13 protein-coding genes and 1 tRNA gene are annotated in these 16419 nt (G+C 68.1%); 10 read left to right on the plus strand and 4 right to left on the minus strand.

Annotation, left to right across the window (positions count from 1 at the left end; genetic code table 11):
* Window positions 1–221: 221 nt before the first annotated feature.
* The 3 genes from ACV4UX_RS12235 to ACV4UX_RS12245 all read right to left on the minus strand — a co-directional run bounded on the left by ACV4UX_RS12235 (window position 222) and on the right by ACV4UX_RS12245 (window position 3626).
* Window positions 222–1574, minus strand: a complete 1353-nt coding sequence (locus tag ACV4UX_RS12235) for a TolC family protein (RefSeq protein ID WP_491593561.1) — start codon at window positions 1572–1574, stop codon at window positions 222–224.
* A 1-nt stretch (window position 1575) separates the two neighbouring features.
* The gene (locus ACV4UX_RS12240) at window positions 1576–2601 is read right to left on the minus strand and encodes a multicopper oxidase family protein (RefSeq protein WP_491593562.1); all 1026 of its coding nucleotides are present in this window, start codon (window positions 2599–2601) and stop codon (window positions 1576–1578) included.
* 419 nt (window positions 2602–3020) lie between these two features.
* Entirely contained in the window at window positions 3021–3626 is a 606-nt protein-coding gene (locus ACV4UX_RS12245; protein WP_491593563.1) for a hypothetical protein, read from the minus strand.
* Window positions 3627–3955: 329 nt separating this feature from the next.
* Here ACV4UX_RS12245 and rpsB point away from each other — a divergent pair, with 329 nt between their 5' ends.
* The 6 genes from rpsB (at window position 3956) to ACV4UX_RS12275 (ending at window position 8838) form a co-directional block, all read left to right on the plus strand.
* Window positions 3956–4741, plus strand: a complete 786-nt coding sequence (rpsB, locus tag ACV4UX_RS12250) for a 30S ribosomal protein S2 (protein ID WP_491593564.1) — start codon at window positions 3956–3958, stop codon at window positions 4739–4741.
* 2 nt (window positions 4742–4743) lie between these two features.
* A complete protein-coding gene (tsf, locus tag ACV4UX_RS12255) occupies window positions 4744–5355 on the plus strand; it encodes a translation elongation factor Ts (RefSeq protein WP_491593565.1) in 612 nt (203 codons plus the stop codon).
* Window positions 5356–5502: 147 nt separating this feature from the next.
* Entirely contained in the window at window positions 5503–6216 is a 714-nt protein-coding gene (pyrH, locus tag ACV4UX_RS12260; protein WP_491593566.1) for a UMP kinase, read from the plus strand.
* 10 nt (window positions 6217–6226) lie between these two features.
* On the plus strand, window positions 6227–6781 hold the full coding sequence (gene frr / locus ACV4UX_RS12265) for a ribosome recycling factor (protein WP_491593567.1): 555 nt from the start codon (window positions 6227–6229) through the stop codon (window positions 6779–6781).
* A 155-nt stretch (window positions 6782–6936) separates the two neighbouring features.
* The gene (uppS, locus tag ACV4UX_RS12270; protein WP_491593568.1) at window positions 6937–7665 is read left to right on the plus strand and encodes a polyprenyl diphosphate synthase; all 729 of its coding nucleotides are present in this window, start codon (window positions 6937–6939) and stop codon (window positions 7663–7665) included.
* A 129-nt stretch (window positions 7666–7794) separates the two neighbouring features.
* Complete coding sequence (locus ACV4UX_RS12275) at window positions 7795–8838, plus strand: acyltransferase family protein (protein WP_491593569.1); 1044 nt, start codon at window positions 7795–7797, stop codon at window positions 8836–8838.
* Here the strand turns inward: ACV4UX_RS12275 and ACV4UX_RS12280 are convergent.
* Window positions 8822–10207 carry a sensor histidine kinase gene (locus tag ACV4UX_RS12280; protein WP_491593570.1) on the minus strand — a complete coding sequence of 462 codons (1386 nt, stop codon included), beginning with the start codon at window positions 10205–10207 and terminating at the stop codon, window positions 8822–8824. The two genes, ACV4UX_RS12275 and ACV4UX_RS12280, sit on opposite strands and share 17 nt — an antisense overlap.
* A 172-nt stretch (window positions 10208–10379) precedes the next feature.
* On the opposite strand from ACV4UX_RS12280, the gene ACV4UX_RS12285 reads away from it, so the two are divergent.
* The 4 genes from ACV4UX_RS12285 to ACV4UX_RS12300 form a co-directional block, all read left to right on the plus strand.
* The gene (locus tag ACV4UX_RS12285) at window positions 10380–11777 is read left to right on the plus strand and encodes a PAS domain-containing protein (RefSeq protein ID WP_491593571.1); all 1398 of its coding nucleotides are present in this window, start codon (window positions 10380–10382) and stop codon (window positions 11775–11777) included.
* Window positions 11778–11831: 54 nt separating this feature from the next.
* Window positions 11832–11908 (plus strand) — tRNA-Pro (locus tag ACV4UX_RS12290).
* 739 nt (window positions 11909–12647) lie between these two features.
* Window positions 12648–15647, plus strand: a complete 3000-nt coding sequence (locus tag ACV4UX_RS12295) for a PAS domain S-box protein (RefSeq protein WP_491593572.1) — start codon at window positions 12648–12650, stop codon at window positions 15645–15647.
* Between the two features lie 186 nt (window positions 15648–15833).
* Window positions 15834–16419, plus strand: a 586-nt coding sequence (locus ACV4UX_RS12300; RefSeq protein ID WP_491593573.1) for a TetR/AcrR family transcriptional regulator, incomplete at its 3' end; no start/stop codon positions are given.

A 16419-nucleotide genomic window follows, 5' to 3' on the forward strand; every position in this document is an offset into this window, starting at 1 on the left:
CGGAGGGCCGGAGGGCCGGAGGGCCGGAGGGCCGGAGGGCCGGAGGGCCGGAGGGCCGGAGGGCCGGAGGGCCGGAGGGGAAACGCAGCCGCCCCTTCCCGGGAGGCCCCGCGCGGCGCGGCGCCGCCGATCGCCTTCCGATCGGTCGGCGGCGGCGCGCGGGGCCTCCCGGGAAGGGGCGGCGGGTGGGGCGGGATCGGTCTTCCGTCCAGACCGGCCGTCTACGGCTTCCCCCCCACAGGCCCGCCCAGGGCGTGCTCCAGGCGCACCAGGGCCTGGCGCTCCTCCTTGAGGGCCTCGTTGTGCTCCAGCCGGGCGCGCAGCAGGTCCAGTTCCGCGTGCAGGGCCTCCAGATCGGAAAGCTGCATGGCCCGGGCGTAGCGCGCGGCCCACGCCGCCGCACGCTCCGAAGGCGGAAGCACCCGGGCGGAAAGCGCCCCGGCCCGCTCCCTGGCCAGGAAGGCCTCTTCCAGCGCGCGCAGCGCGTGCTCGGCCGCCTCGGTCCGCGCGTCCTCGGCCAGACGCTGCGCGCGGCGCACCAGGTAGTCCGCCTTGGCCCGCTGCGCCTGGTTGCGGTCGAAGAGCGGGAGCTTCAGCGAGGCCATGGGGCCTAGAGTCCGGTTGCCCTCAATGTCGTAGTCGTAGCCCGCGCCGATCTCGAAGTCCTTGAGCCAGCGCACGCCCTCCAGCGCCCGGCCGCTCTGGGCCGCAGCCAGGGCGTGGCGCGCGGCCAGCGCCTCCAGGCTGTGCTCCGCGGCGTAGGCCACGGCCGCGTCCCGGTCCGGCAGGGGCGCGGGCGCGTCCGCCGCCTCTTCGGCCAGCTCGAAGGCCTGCGCCCCGTCCAGGCCCATGGCCCGCCCCAGACGCGCCTTGGCCACCGCCGCCCGCGAGCGCACGGCCGAGACCTCCAGCGCGGCCTTTGCCGCCGCAGCCTCCAGGGCGGCGACGCGCCCCTCGTCGGCCAGCCCGTAATTCCGGTAGCGCGCCGCTTCGAACGAGAGTTTCTCCGCGCGCCGGGCCACGTCCCGGGTAAGCGCCTCCGCGCGGCGGGCGTAGGCGCACTCCAGCCAGGCCAGGCGCGCGTCGCGGGCCGCGTCCATGGCCGCCTTTCCCACCAGGAGGATGTCGCGCTCCAGTTCGGCCTGGGCCTTGGCCGTGCGGTCCTTCACCTCGGCCAGGTCCGAGATGGAGACCATGGCCTGGGCCGCCAGCGCGGCCAGGGGACCGCCCTGGAACAGCGGAAAGCCCAGCAGAACCCCCAGCGAGGGGTTGCGCGGCAGCCCGGCCTGCACCACGTCGGCCCGGGCCGCGCCGATCTCCTCGAAGCGGGCCTGCACCCCGGCGTTGTTGAAGAGCGCCAGGCGCACGGCCTCGCGCTGGCCCACGCCCCGCGAAAGAATGGCCTGGACCTCCGCCCGTGCGAAGGCCTCGTCCTCGGGAGTCAGACGCCAGAGCGGACGCTGGCCCAGGCGCTCCTGGGCGATGTCCGAGACCTTGCCGAAATCGGCCTCCGGGCGCACCGGGGCGCACGCGGCCGCAAGCGTGAGCAGGAGAAGAAGGGGGATGGCGCGCATGTCAGTGTCCTCCGTGGCCGGACGGCCCAGTCGGCGGGTGCGGGGCGGGCGCGCCGTGGCCTGACTGTCCGGGAGCTTCGAGCGCCTCGAAGAGCATGGTCATGCCGCCCATGGGCATGATCCCCATGGGCACGGGGGCGTGGGCGTTCACCACATGGTGCAGCTTGTGGCAGTGCATGTGCCAGTAGCCGGGGAAGCGGAAGGTGAATTCCACGTCGCGCGCGGTCCCGGGCGGCACGTTCACGGTGTTGCCCGGCCACTGGGCCGACTCGGGGATGGGGCCGCCCTCGGTGCCCGTGACGCGCCAGGTGACGCCGTGCAGGTGGATGGGGTGGGCGTGCAGGTTGGAGAGGTTGGCGAAGCGCAGGCGCACGGTCTCGCCCGTCACGGCCTGGAGCACTTCGGTGGAGGGCGCGGCCTTGCCGTTGATGGTGAACCAGTTGGGATCGGTGGAGGTCACGTCCACGTGCTCGTTGCCGGGCAGGAAATGCCACTCCTGGAGCATGAGGGCGAAGTCGCGGTCCACGCGGCGCGAGCCGTCGGCCGGGTGGGCGATGAAGAAGCCCCCCAGGCCCATGCCCACCTGCTTCTTCTCGTTGAAGGAGGAGTGGTACAGGAAGGTTCCGGTCTGGGTCACCTCGAACTCGTAGGTGAAGGAGCGTCCCGGCTGGATGGGCTCCTGGGTGAGCCCGCCCACGCCGTCCTGGACGTTTGGGATCTCCAGGCCGTGCCAGTGCACGCTAGTGGCCTCGGGCAACTCGTTGGCCACGTGGATGCGCACCCGGTCGCCCTGGACCACCTCGATGGCCGGGCCGGGCACTGAGCCGTTGAAGCCCCAGAGCCGGGCCTTCTTGGGCAGGTCCATGCCCTCCATGGCCCCCATGGCCTTGTGCCAGCGGTCGATCACGGAGCCGTGCGCGGGCGGTCCGTCCAGGAGCATGCGTTCCACGGGCTGGGCGATGAGGCGAAAGACCTTCACCTTGCCGTCGAGCTCGTAGCCCAGGCTCGGCACGTGGGGCGTGCGCACGGAGCCGGTCCCCTTGCCGGTGAGCGGCGGGGGCGGCGAGATGCGCCGGGAGGGGTCGCGCCAGGCGAAGGCCGGGGCGTGTCCCGCGTGTCCCGCGCCCGGAGCCGCATGGCCGGCGTGCCCGTCGGATTTCCGGGCCAGGGCCGGGACGGCGGCCCCCAGCGGGGCCAGTGCCGCAAGGGTCAGAAAGCCTCTCCGGCCGGAAGCAGCCCGAGAAGATGGGGCCGCCCCCTTCAGCGCCTGCGCGGCGCGAAGCCGCGCAAACCACTGCGAAACGCCGCGAAACGCTGAACGAAGAAACGACATCATGCACGGCCCTCCGTGGCGAGCCGCGCCGCGTCCCCGGAGGAGCGCGGCGCGGCCTGTATTCCATGCTCGCTGATGGGCGCGGATGCTTGCACATCCGCGCAGGCCGCAGCCTACTGGGCCTTGGGAGCCTCGGCGGGCTTGCCGTGGGAGTCGTGGCTCTTGGCGTCGCCCTTGCCCTCGCCGTGGCCGCCCATCATGCCCATCTTGCCCTTTCCTTCGCCGTCACCGTCGCCCATCATGGCGCACTTTTCGTCCTTGCCGCCGTCGAAGCCGGGCAGCGCCCAGGCGGGAATGCCTTCCTTTTCGAGCTTGCGGCGCAGGCTGATCTGGGCGTTCAGGAGCTTCTCCTCGGTGGCGGAGATGTCCTTCACCGCAGCGGCCACGGCCTTGTCGTCGGCGCCGGGCAGGGTGAGCAGCGCCTTGAGTTCGTGGCGCTTGGCCTTGAGCATCTCCTTGTGCCCGGCGATCAGGCGGCCGTCGGCCAGCCAGATGGCGCGGGCGGCGTCCTGCTTGTCGGCGGGCAGGGAGTGGATCCAGTGGGGCGCGCCGGGGGCGAACACGGCGGGCTTGGCCGGAGCGGCCGCCGCGGCGGCGGGTTGGGCGGCGTGGTCGGCCCCCGGCTTGTGGGCCTTGTCCTGGGCCATGGCGGCGGCGCCCACAAGGAAGGCCAGGGCGAAGCCCGCGAACACCTGGAAGAAACGGGAAGTCTTGGACATGACGGTATCTCCTCGGGTTTGAATCATACTACGCCGGTAGCATTTGCCGTGCCGACGGGGAACACCTCGGATTTCCGTATATTCCATCACACAGGTCCGCCGGGAGTGCAATGCACTGCACAAGCGGATGTGCAAGATCCGGCACGGTGCATGGCGTGGAGAGACGCCCACACCCATGCCGTCGCATTTCCCCCTTGCCAAGCTCAGCGCTCCGATGTATGGAGTCCTGCTTTTCATCACTCCGCACACGCCGGACCCCGCCTCCCAGGGTGCCCCTTCGGGCAGGAGGAAGGCCAACGGCGTGGAGGCACAACCCAAAGGAGGGCCCCATGGCCTACGTCAGCATGAAGCAGCTGTTGGAGACCGGCGTGCACTTCGGTCACCAGACCCGCCGGTGGAACCCCAAGATGCGCCCCTACATCTTCGGCGCGCGCAACGGCATCCACATCATCGACCTCCAGCAGACCGTGAAGCTCTTCCAGAAGGCCCACGACTTCCTGGTGGAAACCGTCGCCAAGGGCGGCAAGATCATCTTCGTGGGCACCAAGCGCCAGGCGCAGGAAGCCGTGAAGAAAGAGGCCGAGCGCGCCGGGCAGTACTTCGTCACCAATCGCTGGATGGGCGGCATGCTCACCAACTTCCAGACCATCCGCGGCTCCATCGACCGCCTGAAGAAGCTTGAGACCGCCTTCGGCGACGGCACCATCAAGCGCTACCACAAGAAAGAAATCGCCATGTACGGCCGCGAGGTCACCAAGCTCAACGCCACCCTGGGCGGCATCAAGGACATGGACAGCGTCCCGGCCGCCGCCTTCATCATCGACCCCAAGCGCGAAGAGATCGCCGTGCAGGAGTGCCGCAAGCTGGGCATCCCCGTGGTGGCCGTGGTGGACACCAACTGCGACCCCGACGTGATCGACTACATCATCCCCGGCAACGACGACGCCATCCGCGCCATCAAGCTCTTCGTCACCTGCGTGGCCGACGCCTGCCTCGAGGGCGAGGCCTCCGGCAAGGACCAGGGCGACGAACGCGCCATGGCCGCCAATGCCGACGAAAAGCCCGAAGCCGCCGAGGAAACCCAAACCGCCGAAGCCGAAGAGGAGGCCCGCTAGACATGTCCCAGATCAGCGCCAGCACGGTGAAACAACTGCGCGACACGACCAGCGCGGGCATGATGGACTGCAAGAAGGCTCTGGAAGCCTGCGGCGGCGACATGGACAAGGCCGTGGCCTGGCTGCGCGAGAAGGGCCTGGCCAAGGCCGCCAAGAAGGCCGGCCGCGCCACCAGCGAAGGCGTCATCGGCTCCTACGTCCACTCCAACGGCAAGATCGCCGTGCTTGTGGAAATCAAGTGCGAGACCGACTTCGTGGCGCGCGGCGACAAGTTCCAGGAATTCGCCAAGAACGTGGCCATGCAGGTGGCCGCCGCCAACCCCCTCTGTGTCTCCCCCGACCAGCTGCCCGCCGACGTGCTGGAAAAGGAAAAGGCCATCTTCATGGCCCAGACCAAGGCCGAGGGCAAGCCCGACAACATCGCCGAGAAGATCGTCGAGGGCCGCATCAAGAAGTTCTACAAGGAAGTCTGCCTGCTTGATCAGCCCTTCATCAAGGACGACAAGCTCTCCATCCAGGACCTCCTGAACAACCTCGTGGCCACCCTGGGCGAAAACATCCAGATCGGGCGCTTCGTGCGCATGCAACTGGGCGAAGACGCCACCGACGACTAGCGCAACAGAACGGGCCGCAAGGCCCGTTTTTCTTGACGATCCCGCCGGAAGCGCGGGGGGAGGCCAGGAAGTTTCCCCTCGCGCTTTTCTCCAAAACCTTTTAGGAAGCTTCCCGTCACGGGTCTTGCAATCCGAGGATCAACGCACATGGACAACCTTCGCTTCAAGCGCATCCTTCTCAAGCTCTCGGGCGAGGCCCTGGCCGGCCCCCGGGGGTTCGGCATCGACCCGGACACCGTCGGCGCATTCTGCAAGGAGATCGTGGACGCAGCCGCCAAGGGCGTGGAGCTGGCCATGGTCATCGGCGGGGGCAACATCTTCCGGGGCATGTCCGCCTCGGCCTCCGGCATGGAGCGCGCCAGCGCCGACTACATGGGCATGCTGGCCACGGTCATGAACGCCGTGGCCGTGCAGGACGCCCTTGAGAAGCTCGGCCTCTCCACCCGCGTGCTCTCCGCCATCACCATGCAGGAGGTCTGCGAGCCCTACATCCGCCGCCGCGCCGTCCGCCACCTGGAAAAGGGGCGCGTGGTCATCTGCGCCGCGGGCACGGGCAACCCCTACTTCACCACCGACACCGCCGCCGCCCTGCGCGCCATGGAGCTCAAGAGCGAAGTGATCATCAAGGGCACCAAGGTGGACGGCGTCTACGACAAGGACCCCAAGAAGCATTCCGACGCCGTGCTCTTTGAGCGCCTGACCTACATGGAAGTGCTGGAAAAGCAGCTCAAGGTCATGGACTCCACGGCGGTCACCCTGGCCATGGACAACAAGATGCCCATCGTGGTCTTCAACATGTTCGTGCCGGGCAATTTGAACAAGGTGGTCACCGGACAGCGTGCCGGAACCATCGTCGAATAAGGAGAGACGCATGGACAAAGTGCTCGGGGACGCCAAGACCCGCATGGAAAAGGCTGTCGCCTCCCTGGAAAAGGAGTTCTCCCACCTGCGCACCGGCCGGGCCTCCGTGGCCCTGCTCGACGGCCTGAAGGTCGACTACTACGGCACCCCCACGCCCATCGACCAGATCGCCTCCCTCTCCACCCCGGACAGCCGCACCATCACCATCCAGCCCTGGGACCGCGCGGCCTTCGGACTGGTGGAAAAGGCCATCCAGAAATCCGACCTGGGCCTCACGCCCATCAACGACGGCAAGATCATCCGCATCGGCCTGCCCCCCCTCACCGAAGACCGCCGCAAGGAACTCGTCAAGGTGGCCAAGAAGTACACCGAGGAGGCCAAGGTGGCCGTGCGCAATATCCGCCGCGACGCCAACGACGCCCTCAAGAAGCTCCAGAAGGACAAGGCCATCTCCGAGGACGACCTGCGCAAGGGCGAGGCCGACATCCAGAAGACCACCGACTCCTACGTGGCCAAGCTCGAGCAGAGCCTTGCCAAGAAGGAGAAGGAGATCATGGAGATCTAGCCCGGATCTCCGGCAGGCGCGAACGCCGCCGCACGGGCAATCCCGGCCGCATTCCGGGCGCGCCGCGATCCGGCGGAGGCCTTCATCACGACACCACCGGCCCCTGGGCGACTTCCACCCGGGGGCCGCTTGCGCTCCACACCACAGGATCACCCATGAGCGACACGCCGCAGGCGCTCCCGCGCCACCTCGCCGTGATCATGGACGGCAACGGCCGCTGGGCCAAGGCCCGGGGCCTCTCGCGCAGCGAGGGACACAGGGCCGGCACCGAGACCGCCAAGCGCCTCGTCACCCGCTGCCGCGAGCTGGGCATCGCCCACCTGACGCTCTACACCTTCTCCAAGGAGAACTGGAAGCGGCCCCAGGACGAAGTGCGCACCCTCTTCGACCTCCTGGTGCGCTTCCTGGGCAACGAACTGGCCTCCCTGGTGGAGCAGGACATCCGCTTCAACGTGCTGGGCGAACTGGAGGACTTCCCTTTCGCCGTGCGCCAGGCCCTCTCCCACGTGCTGAAAAAAACCGCCCACTGCCGCTCCATGACCCTGAACCTCGCCCTCAACTACTCGGGCCGGGCCGAGATCCTGCGCGCCTGCCGCAGGCTCGTGGAGCAGGGCGTGAAGCCCGCCGACATCACCGAGGAGCGCTTTTCGGCGGAACTCTTCACCGCAGGGCAGCCCGACCCGGACCTTGTGGTGCGCACCTCCGGCGAGCTGCGCATCAGCAACTATCTGCTCTGGCAAAGCGCCTACGCCGAATACTACTTCACCGACGTCTTCTGGCCGGACTTCGACGCAGCCCAGCTGGACAGGGCCCTGGCGGCCTACGCGGGACGCCAGCGCCGCTTCGGGCTCACCGGCGAGCAGGCCCTCCAGGCCGGAGACTAGCGTGCCCCAGGACCGGACAGGAGCGACGGGGCATGCCCGGGGCTTCAGCCGGCGACCTTCCCGAACCATTCCACGCGGCGGCGGCAGCCGGATCAAGACGGTCCTCCGCCTGCCCCGACAGCCCCTCCCATGCAGCACAACCTGATCGACGCCGCCACGTCGCGGCGCATTTCGGCCCTTCGCGCCCTGCTCATGCTGGCCGTGGTGGGCATCCACGCCCCCAAGGGCCTGCTGGCCCACGTGGCCCCCACGCCCGAAGCCGCTGCCGTGCTCAACGTGGTGGGTCGCCACCTGTTCCAGGCCGCCGTGCCGCTCTATTTCGCCATCTCGGGCTACCTGCTCTTCCTGCGCTACCCCGGCGGCCCGGGCGGCTACACGGACCTCGTGCTCAAGCGCCTGCGCACCCTCTTCCTGCCCTATCTCCTGGTGAACGGCCTGTGGATCGCCTACGTGGCCCTCTTCGGGGCCATCCCCGGCATCGGCGGCACGAGCTACCTCAAGGCGCGCGGCGTGCTGCCGCTCCTTCTCGGTGTGGACGGCTGGCCGCTGGTCTATCCGCTGTGGTTCCTGCGCGACCTTTTCGCGTTCTTCCTGGCCGCGCCCCTCTTCGCCCTGATGATCCGCCGCCTGCCCTGGGCCGGGCTGTTCCTGCTCTGGGCCGCCTGGAACACGCTGGAGATCCCCAGGGTGTCCCTGGACCTGGGCGGGGCCTTCTTCTTCTGCCTGGGCGGGGTGCTGGCGGCGCGGCGCATGGACCTGGACGGCCTGGGGCGCTTTCTTCCGCTGCTTTGGGGGCTCTGGGCGCTAACCATCGCGGCGAGCGCCTCCCTGCAGCTGCAGGGGCTGTGGCCGGGCTGGCAGTTCCCGGTGTGGCGCGTGAGCGTGCTGGCGGGCGTGGCGACGGTGTGGACGGCCTCGCGCGGCTGGCGGCTGGGCGAGCGGGCATGGCTCTTGCGCCTCTCGGGCTCGATCTTCTTCGTCTACCTCTTCCACGAGCCCGCCCTCTCCTGGCTGGCGGACCTGACGCCGTGGCTGGTCCTGCCGGGCACGGCCGGGCAGCTGGCCTATGTGGCGTTTTTGGCCGCCTCGGCCACTGGGCTCTGCCTGGGGCTCGGCGCCGCGCTCAGGCGTCTGGCCCCCCGGGTCTACGGGTTGTTCACGGGAGGTCGCTAGGGCGCGGCAGGCGCACGCGCACCACGGTGCCCCTGCCCTGGCCGGTCTCCATCTCCACGTCGCCGCCGTGGGTGCGGGCGATGAGCCGGGCCGTGTACGTGCCCAGGCCCGTGCCGCCCTGCTTGCCGAAGGTGGCGTACTTGCGGAAGAACGAAGCGCGCACCTGCTCGGGCACGTCGCCCCGGTTGGCCACCTCGGCCACGTCCCAGTCGGCCTCGCGCAGCAGGCGCAGGGTCACGACCTCGCCGGGGTTGGAAGCCTCCAGGGCGTTCTTGATCAGGTTTGAGAAGAGCGCGTAGCACAAAATCTCCTCCCCCTGCACGACGAAAGGCTCTTCCGGGGTCTCGATCTCCAGGCGCATGCGCGCCGAGCGCCACGGTCCCCCGCACTCCTCCCACACGGCGCGCGCCAGGGCCGCGAGGTCCAGTGCCACGGGCTCGGGCACGTATTCGCCGCGCTCCATGCGGTAGAGCGAAAGCGAGAGCGTGATGAGCGACTGCATGCGCCGCCCGGCCTCCAGCATGAGCCGGGCCATGTCGCGCTGGCGCTCCGTGAGGTTCTCGGCCTCGATGAGGAACTGCGGCAGGGTGAGCACGGCGGAGAGGGGGCTCTTGAGGTCGTGCCGGGCCATGCGCTCCACGTCCTCGCGCATCTCCTCGTTCTTGCGGCGGTCGGCCAGGTGGGCCACGGCGGCGGCCAGGGAGTCGAAGAAATGCTCCATGTAGTCGGTGGCCATGTCGGGCAGGTAGCGTCCGGGGTTCACGTCGGCCACCAGGAGGATGCCGGCCCAGCGCCCCTCCCGGAAGCGGTCCTCCAGGGGGTAGATGAAGCAGGAGCCCCAGCGTTTTCGCTCCGAACGGGTGAGGGTTTCGCCGGGCGCTCCGGAGCACGGCCCCACATAGGATCGCCTGCCCGAGGCGCGCACTGCCTGGGCCTCGAGGGCCAGATGCCGGGCGGGGAGCACGGGCAAATCCGCCGGTAGGCAGGGGCCGAACTCCTCCTCGTCCAGCACCAGGCGCACCGCCGCCAGGCGGAAAAGCCCTCGCACGGACTCCAGGAGCGCCGGCAGTTCGCCCAGATCGCGCAGGGACTCCACCAGCCCGAACCCCTGCCGGAAGCGCTCGAAGGAGCGCAGGCTTTCCTCGTAACGCCTCCGGTTCTCCTCGATGGCGCGCTCCAGAAAACGGGCCTTGGCCACCGCCTGGGCGCGGGAATCGTCCAGGGCGGCCCGCTCTGCGGCCAGAGCCAGGGAGGTCTGGCGCAAGGCCTCGGCCTGGCCCGCCAGGAGCGGCACGCCAGCCTGCCGCGCGGAACGTTCCAGCGCTTCGAGCTGGCCCAGAAGGCCCGAGACGAGCGGGTGTCCGTGCATGGCCTCCCCTATCCCATCGCATCGCGGCTGAAAAGGGCAGTTGACTTTTCCTGCATGAAAAGCTTCATGCTGGGAGAGGTGGGTCATCTTGTCTTGATAAGCTATTGAGGCGTCCAACCCGTCGGGTTGTTTCCGGTTGCGCCTTTCTTTGTTAAAAATTTCTCAAGAAGAGGTGCTTTTCTTGAAAAAACGCTTTGGAAACCGCCTTCGGAACCTCCGCCAGCAGGCGGGGTTGACACAGGTGCAACTGGCAGAGCGCGTCGGGCTTTCCGACCGCTACCTGGGACGCGTGGAACGCGGGTTGGTCTCGCCGTCGTTCGAGTGCATCGAGCGCATGGCGCAGGCTCTCGGCGTGGACCCCGCCGAACTCTTCCTGACGCCCGGGCAGATGCTGGCGCATGCGCCGGTCATGGGCTCCACCCTGGACGACGTGCTCCAGGAGCGCGCCGCCATCCTCAAGGCTCTGCCAGGGCTCACGGTGAAGTTCGTGGACACGGAGTTGCGCATCCTCTGGGTGCACACCAGCGACCCGGAATCCCCCATGGCGCGCGGCCAGGACTGCACAGGGCAGCGCTGCCACGAGGCCTTCCACGGCCGGGAGGAGCCATGCCCCGGCTGCCTGATGCCCCAGACCATGGCACGGCTCGAGCCCATGGAGGGCGAGGTGACCTCGCCAGCCGGGCGCTCCTTCCTGATCCGTTGCACGCCGGTGCTGGGGGGCGACGGCACGTTGCGCGGCGCGCTGCACCTCTCGCTGGACATCACGGCGCGCAAGGCCGTGGAGGAGGCCCTGTCCGGCACGCGTCGGCACCTGGAGCACATGCTGACCAGCCTGCCCGTGGTGCTTTACGCCCTCGATGCCGGAGCGGACTTCGCGCAGACCAGCGTTTCGGACAACGTGCAGGAGGTGCTGGGCCATCATCCCTCGGACTTCCTGGATACGCCCGGATTCTGGCGCTCGCTGGTGCATCCGGCGGACAGCCAGCGACTTCGGCAGGCGATCCCCGACAGGCTCTTCGAGCAGGGCTGCCTGACGCTTGAATACCGCGTACGGCACGGCGCGGGCGGCTGGCGCTGGGTGCGCGACTCGTTGCGCCTGCTGCGCGGGGAGGACGGCAAGCCGCGCGAAGTGTTCGGGGCCGTGCAGGACATCACGGATTCCAAGGCCTCCGAGATCGCCCTGCGCGAGTCCGAGGCGCGCTACCGGACCCTGTTCCTGGACAACTGCACGGTGCAGTTGGTGACGGACGTGACCACCGGCGTGATCCTGGACGCCAATCCGGCTGCCGAGGCATTCTACGGATACCCCCTGAGCGAACTGCGGGGGATGCACATCGCGGCCATCAACATGCTGGGGCCTGCGAAGGTGATGGACATCCTGCGCGAGGCCAGCGCCGCGCGCCAGAACCTCTTCCGCTTCCGGCACCGCCTGTCCGGAGGGGAGGTGCGCGATGTGGAGGCCCGCGTGACGGCGCTGGAAATTTCAGGACGCCCGGTGATCCACTCGCTGATCATCGACGTGACGCGTCTCGGCACGTCCGACCCCCGGGGCGGCCCCATCGGCGATTGATCCCCGGATCGGCTTGCCAGGGGCGGGATTATTCACTAGGTAACGCCTTCCGGACGGGGCGTAGCGCAGCCTGGCAGCGCACCTGCCTTGGGCGCAGGGGGCCGTGAGTTCAAATCTCGCCGCCCCGACCAGAGAAATCAATGGGTCATGATGCAACATCATGGCCCATTTTTTCTTTCCTGGGCTTCCCTCTGCCGGGCCTCGTGCTCGCGCAGGAACTTGGAAAGCAGCCCGTGGGCCGTGTACTCTGCATGGCGGCGCGTCCCGCACAGGAGGAACGGCACGCGGTGTCGCACCGTCCACGCGAACATGGATTGCATGACGCTGGCCGGGCTCATGGCGGAGCGGTAGTTGTGCCGCGCGATGTCCTACGGGGAGGCCTCCACCAGCACGGCGGCGAACGCCAGGGCGGCAAGGCGTACCATTTTCCGCTCGAACCGCGCTCTCCTGCACAAGAGATCGGAACCACCACTTTTTCTTCCCTGCGAGGAAACCAGACGGCTCGCACATTGGGGCACTGGTCTACCTGCAATTCTTCCTCTCCGCATTATCGTCAGTGGCCCTGAACATCGGGAGCCTGCCTCAAGCCGGGCCTCTTCGAACCCGTGCGGACGGTAAACGGCGCGCATGCTCGATTGACAACCGTTGTTCGTCAATCTAGCATTCAGGTTAGCATTGGCAGTGCCCCGACGCAGCTTTACGCGGCCCTGCATTCGGAAGACTCTTCCATAGCGCTCGGACCTGCTGGTCGGAAGCAGCAATGATTGAATCTCGCTCTGTGAGGAATTGAACCCTCGCCGCACCCCAGGAGCGGAACACCCTGTCCGACCTTTTGGCCTGCTGGCAAGGAACGAAAGGCACGGAGACGCCATGGGCAACCCGGCATACAGCGCCAAGACCGGACGATTCGATTTTCTTCAGAACAATGCCGTGGCGATCTGTTACGGCGTTTCCACGCTCATCGTGCTCATTCTCTTCGTGGGCGTGTACTTCAAGTGCCTCCAGGAAAAGCGCCTCGACATCGAGGCCGTGTTCCGCGACACATCCAACATCTCCCGCGCCGTGGAGGAGCACGCCATCCGCACCTTCGAGCAGGCCAGCCTCCTGGCCCTCTCCATCCGCTCGCGCTACCAGGAGGACGACAAGCTCGACCTGGGCTCAGTGATCAAGGTGGACCCCAAGGCCATGAGCATCTTCCAGCAACTGGCCATCATCAACGAGAAGGGCTTCGTCTCCGCCAGCAGCATCCCGGGGTTCGCCCCGGTGGACCTCTCGGGGCGCGAACACTTCAAGGTGCACGCCACGCCGCAAGACATCGGACTGTTCGTCAGCAAGCCCGTGCTGGGCAAGGTTTCGGGAAAGTGGTCCATCCAGCTCACCACGCGCCTCACAAGGGCGGACAAGTCCTTCGCGGGCGTGGTGGTGGTCTCCCTGGATCCCTTCTACCTCTCCTCTTTCTACCAGGACATCGACATCGGTCCCCACGGACGCATCATCCTCGTTGGACACGACGGCGTGATCCGCGCCCAGAAGAACATGACCGGCAATACCGTGGGCACGCTCCTCGACGACGCCATGGTCCGCTTCCTGCGCGACACCTCCTGGCGCACCGCCAACTACACCCTGACGGACCCCGCCACCGGACAGGCCATGCTCTGCAGTTTCCGCTCCGTGGAAGGCTTCCCGCTGAGCGTGGTCATCAGCGTCTCGGAGGCCGACGCCCTGGCCGGCTACCACACCAGACGCGCCCAATACCTGGGCTTCGCCACCGGCCTTTCCGTGCTCATCTACCTGCTGGCCGCCTGGGTGACCCGGGTCTTCACGGCCCTGCGCCAGAGCGCCGGACGCCTGCGCATCATTTTCGACAACTCTCCCGTGGGCATCATGCACCTGTCCGCCGACGGCAAAGTGCTCGACTGCAACCATCTGCTCGCCGAGCAGATTGGCGCCCCGCGCGAGGCCATCATCGGGTTCGACGCGGCCCGGGACAGCGCGGACAACCTCCAGGAGCACGTCCAGCGCGCCCTGAAAGGCGCTCCCTCGGTCTTCGAGGGCGCCTACACCTCCATCACGGGCGGCAAGACCTCCTCCCTGCGCATGATCTGCAACCCCGTGAATCCCGAGCATGTCCCCAACGAAGTGATCGTCACCAGCGAGGACATCACCGAGCGCATCCAGGCCCAGGAGCGCCTCAAGACCACCAGCGAGCGCCTGCAACTGGCCACCCACGCCTCGGGCATCGGCATCTGGGACCTGGACGTGGCCGGCGACGCCCTGGTCTGGGACGACACGATGTACCACATCTACGGCGTTGAAAAGACGGGCCAGAGCGTCCCCATGGATCAATGGAGGGCCATGGTCCACCCCGACGACCTGCCCGGCAGCCTCCAGGCCATCGACCGCGCCCTGCGCGGCGAGGCCGACTTCGACGTGGAGTTCCGCATCATCCGCCAGTCCGACGGGCTGGTGCGCCACATCAAGGCCAACGCCCTGGTGGATCACGGCCCCGGCGGCGCGCTCCTGCGCATGGTGGGGGCCGACATGGACATCACGGCCCGCAAAACCGCTGAACTGGAACTGCAGGCCGCCTACGCCGAGATCGAGCAGCGCGTGGCCCTGCGCACCAGGGAGCTGGACCGCGCCATCCAACTGCTCCACGTGGAGGTGACCGAGCGCAGGCAGGCCCACCGCGAGATCATCCAGATCCTCTCCTCCATCTCCGCCATCCTCATCGGCATCGACCGCGAGGGCCGCGTGGCCCGCTGGAACGGGGCGGCCGAGCACGCCCTGGGCCTGACCGCCGGAGAGGCCTTGGGCCGGAGTCTGGACTCCCTCCCCCTCAAGTGGGACTGGGACGCCGTGCTGGCTGGAGTGGCCCAGGCCCGGGAGCTCCTCGTGCCCCGCAGGCTCTACAACGTCTGGTATCAGCGGCCCGACGGCGGCAAAGGCTTCTTCGTCATCGTCGTGAACCCCGTGCGCGGCGAGGACGGCAAGGCCGACGGACTGCTCATCCTGGGCGACGACATCTCAGAGATCAAGTTCCTGGAGGCCAAGCTCTCCCAGGCGGCCAAGCTCGAGGCCGTGGGACAGCTGGCGGCGGGCATCGCCCACGAGATCAACACCCCCACGCAGTTCGTGGGCGACTCGGTGCAGTTTCTCAAGGACGCCTTCGCGGACATGGAGCGCGCCTTGGCCCTCACAGAGGCCTTCGCGGGCGACGATTCCCAGGATCACAAGGCCTTCGCGGCCTCCGCAAGATCCCTCCTGGAGGAGATCGACATCGGCTTCATCCGGGAGGAGACCCCCCGCACCTTCGCGCGCATCTTCGACGGTATCGAGCGCATCGGCACCATCGTGCAGGCCATGAAGCGCTTCTCCCACTCCGGCGGAGAGGAAATGCACCCCGTGAACATCCACCAGGCCATCCGCAACACCCTGACCATCTCGCGCAACGAGTGGAAGTACGTGGCCCAGGTGCGCACCGACTTCGACGAGGCCCTCACCGAGGTTCCCTGCCACCCGGGCGAGATCAACCAGGTGCTCCTGAACATCATCGTCAACGCGGCCCACGCCATCGGCGACGCGGCAAGGCCGGACGACGGCCCGGGCGTCATCACCATCTCCACCCGCAAGGACGGCGACACGGCCGAGATACGCATCGCCGACAACGGCCCCGGCATCCCCGAGGCCGTGCAGCCCAGGGTGTTCGAAATGTTCTTCACCACCAAGGAGGTGGGCAAGGGCTCCGGGCAGGGCCTGGCCATCTCCCACGACATCGTGGTGAACAAGCACAAGGGCTCGCTCACCTTCGAGACCGCCGAAGGCGCGGGCGCCACCTTCATCATCCGCCTTCCTTTGCACGGCGCCTGACCGCGCGGCGCGACCCCCTTGTCCCCGGCGGGGCGGTACGGGCGGCGCGGACCTCGACCCCCCTCGGCCTTTTCCTGCCGCAGCGTCCCGCGTTCAGGGCGGCATCCGCCGCCGTGGGACGGGTGTTGACAGATTTCAAACAACGTTTTAATCACGGCTTGAAGCAACGATTGAAGCGAGGTCCCCATGGAACCGGCAGACACCCGCGACCGCATCGTCGAGGCCGCCATCGAGGTCTTTCTGGAAAAGGGCTACTCGGCCGCCACCGTGCGCGACATCTGCACCCGCGCCCAGGCCAACGTGGCCGCCGTCAACTACCACTTCGGCTCCAAGGAGGCCCTCCACGCCGCCGTCCTGGAGAAGGTCATGGCCGACTGCCAGACCCTCTACCCCATGCAGGAAGGCCTGGAGGCCGACCAGCCGCCCGGGGAGCGCCTGCGCCGCCTCATCGCCAACATGTACCGCCTCAATTTCCCCGAGGACCCCGAATCAGCACGGCGCGGCAAGCTCTTCTGGCTGGAGGTGGCCAACCCCAGCCCGAGCTTCCGGCCCCTGGTGGAGCGTTTCATGCGCCCCATCAAGGACGTGCTGGAAGAGATCGTCCGGGACATCGCCCGAGGCCCCCTGGACCCCGAAACCCTCCACCTGCTTGCCGCCTCCGTGGCCGCCCAGTGCTTCTTCCACGCCCAGAACGCGGCCTGGCTCTCCCAGCTCTACCCGGAGCGGACCTCCACGCCCGCCGAAGTGGAGCGTCTGGCGGCGCAAGTGCACC

The organism is Fundidesulfovibrio sp., assembly GCF_058402725.1.

Coding starts and splice junctions, on each gene's coding strand:
- ACV4UX_RS12235 (WP_491593561.1), bottom strand. CDS start 1,574: ATGCGCGCCATCCCCCTTCTTCTCCTGCTCACGCTTGCGGCCGCGTGC.
- ACV4UX_RS12245 (WP_491593563.1), bottom strand. CDS start 3,626: ATGTCCAAGACTTCCCGTTTCTTCCAGGTGTTCGCGGGCTTCGCCCTG.
- rpsB (WP_491593564.1), top strand. CDS start 3,956: ATGGCCTACGTCAGCATGAAGCAGCTGTTGGAGACCGGCGTGCACTTC.
- tsf (WP_491593565.1), top strand. CDS start 4,744: ATGTCCCAGATCAGCGCCAGCACGGTGAAACAACTGCGCGACACGACC.
- pyrH (WP_491593566.1), top strand. CDS start 5,503: ATGGACAACCTTCGCTTCAAGCGCATCCTTCTCAAGCTCTCGGGCGAG.
- frr (WP_491593567.1), top strand. CDS start 6,227: ATGGACAAAGTGCTCGGGGACGCCAAGACCCGCATGGAAAAGGCTGTC.
- uppS (WP_491593568.1), top strand. CDS start 6,937: ATGAGCGACACGCCGCAGGCGCTCCCGCGCCACCTCGCCGTGATCATG.
- ACV4UX_RS12275 (WP_491593569.1), top strand. CDS start 7,795: ATGCAGCACAACCTGATCGACGCCGCCACGTCGCGGCGCATTTCGGCC.
- ACV4UX_RS12280 (WP_491593570.1), bottom strand. CDS start 10,207: ATGCACGGACACCCGCTCGTCTCGGGCCTTCTGGGCCAGCTCGAAGCG.
- ACV4UX_RS12295 (WP_491593572.1), top strand. CDS start 12,648: ATGGGCAACCCGGCATACAGCGCCAAGACCGGACGATTCGATTTTCTT.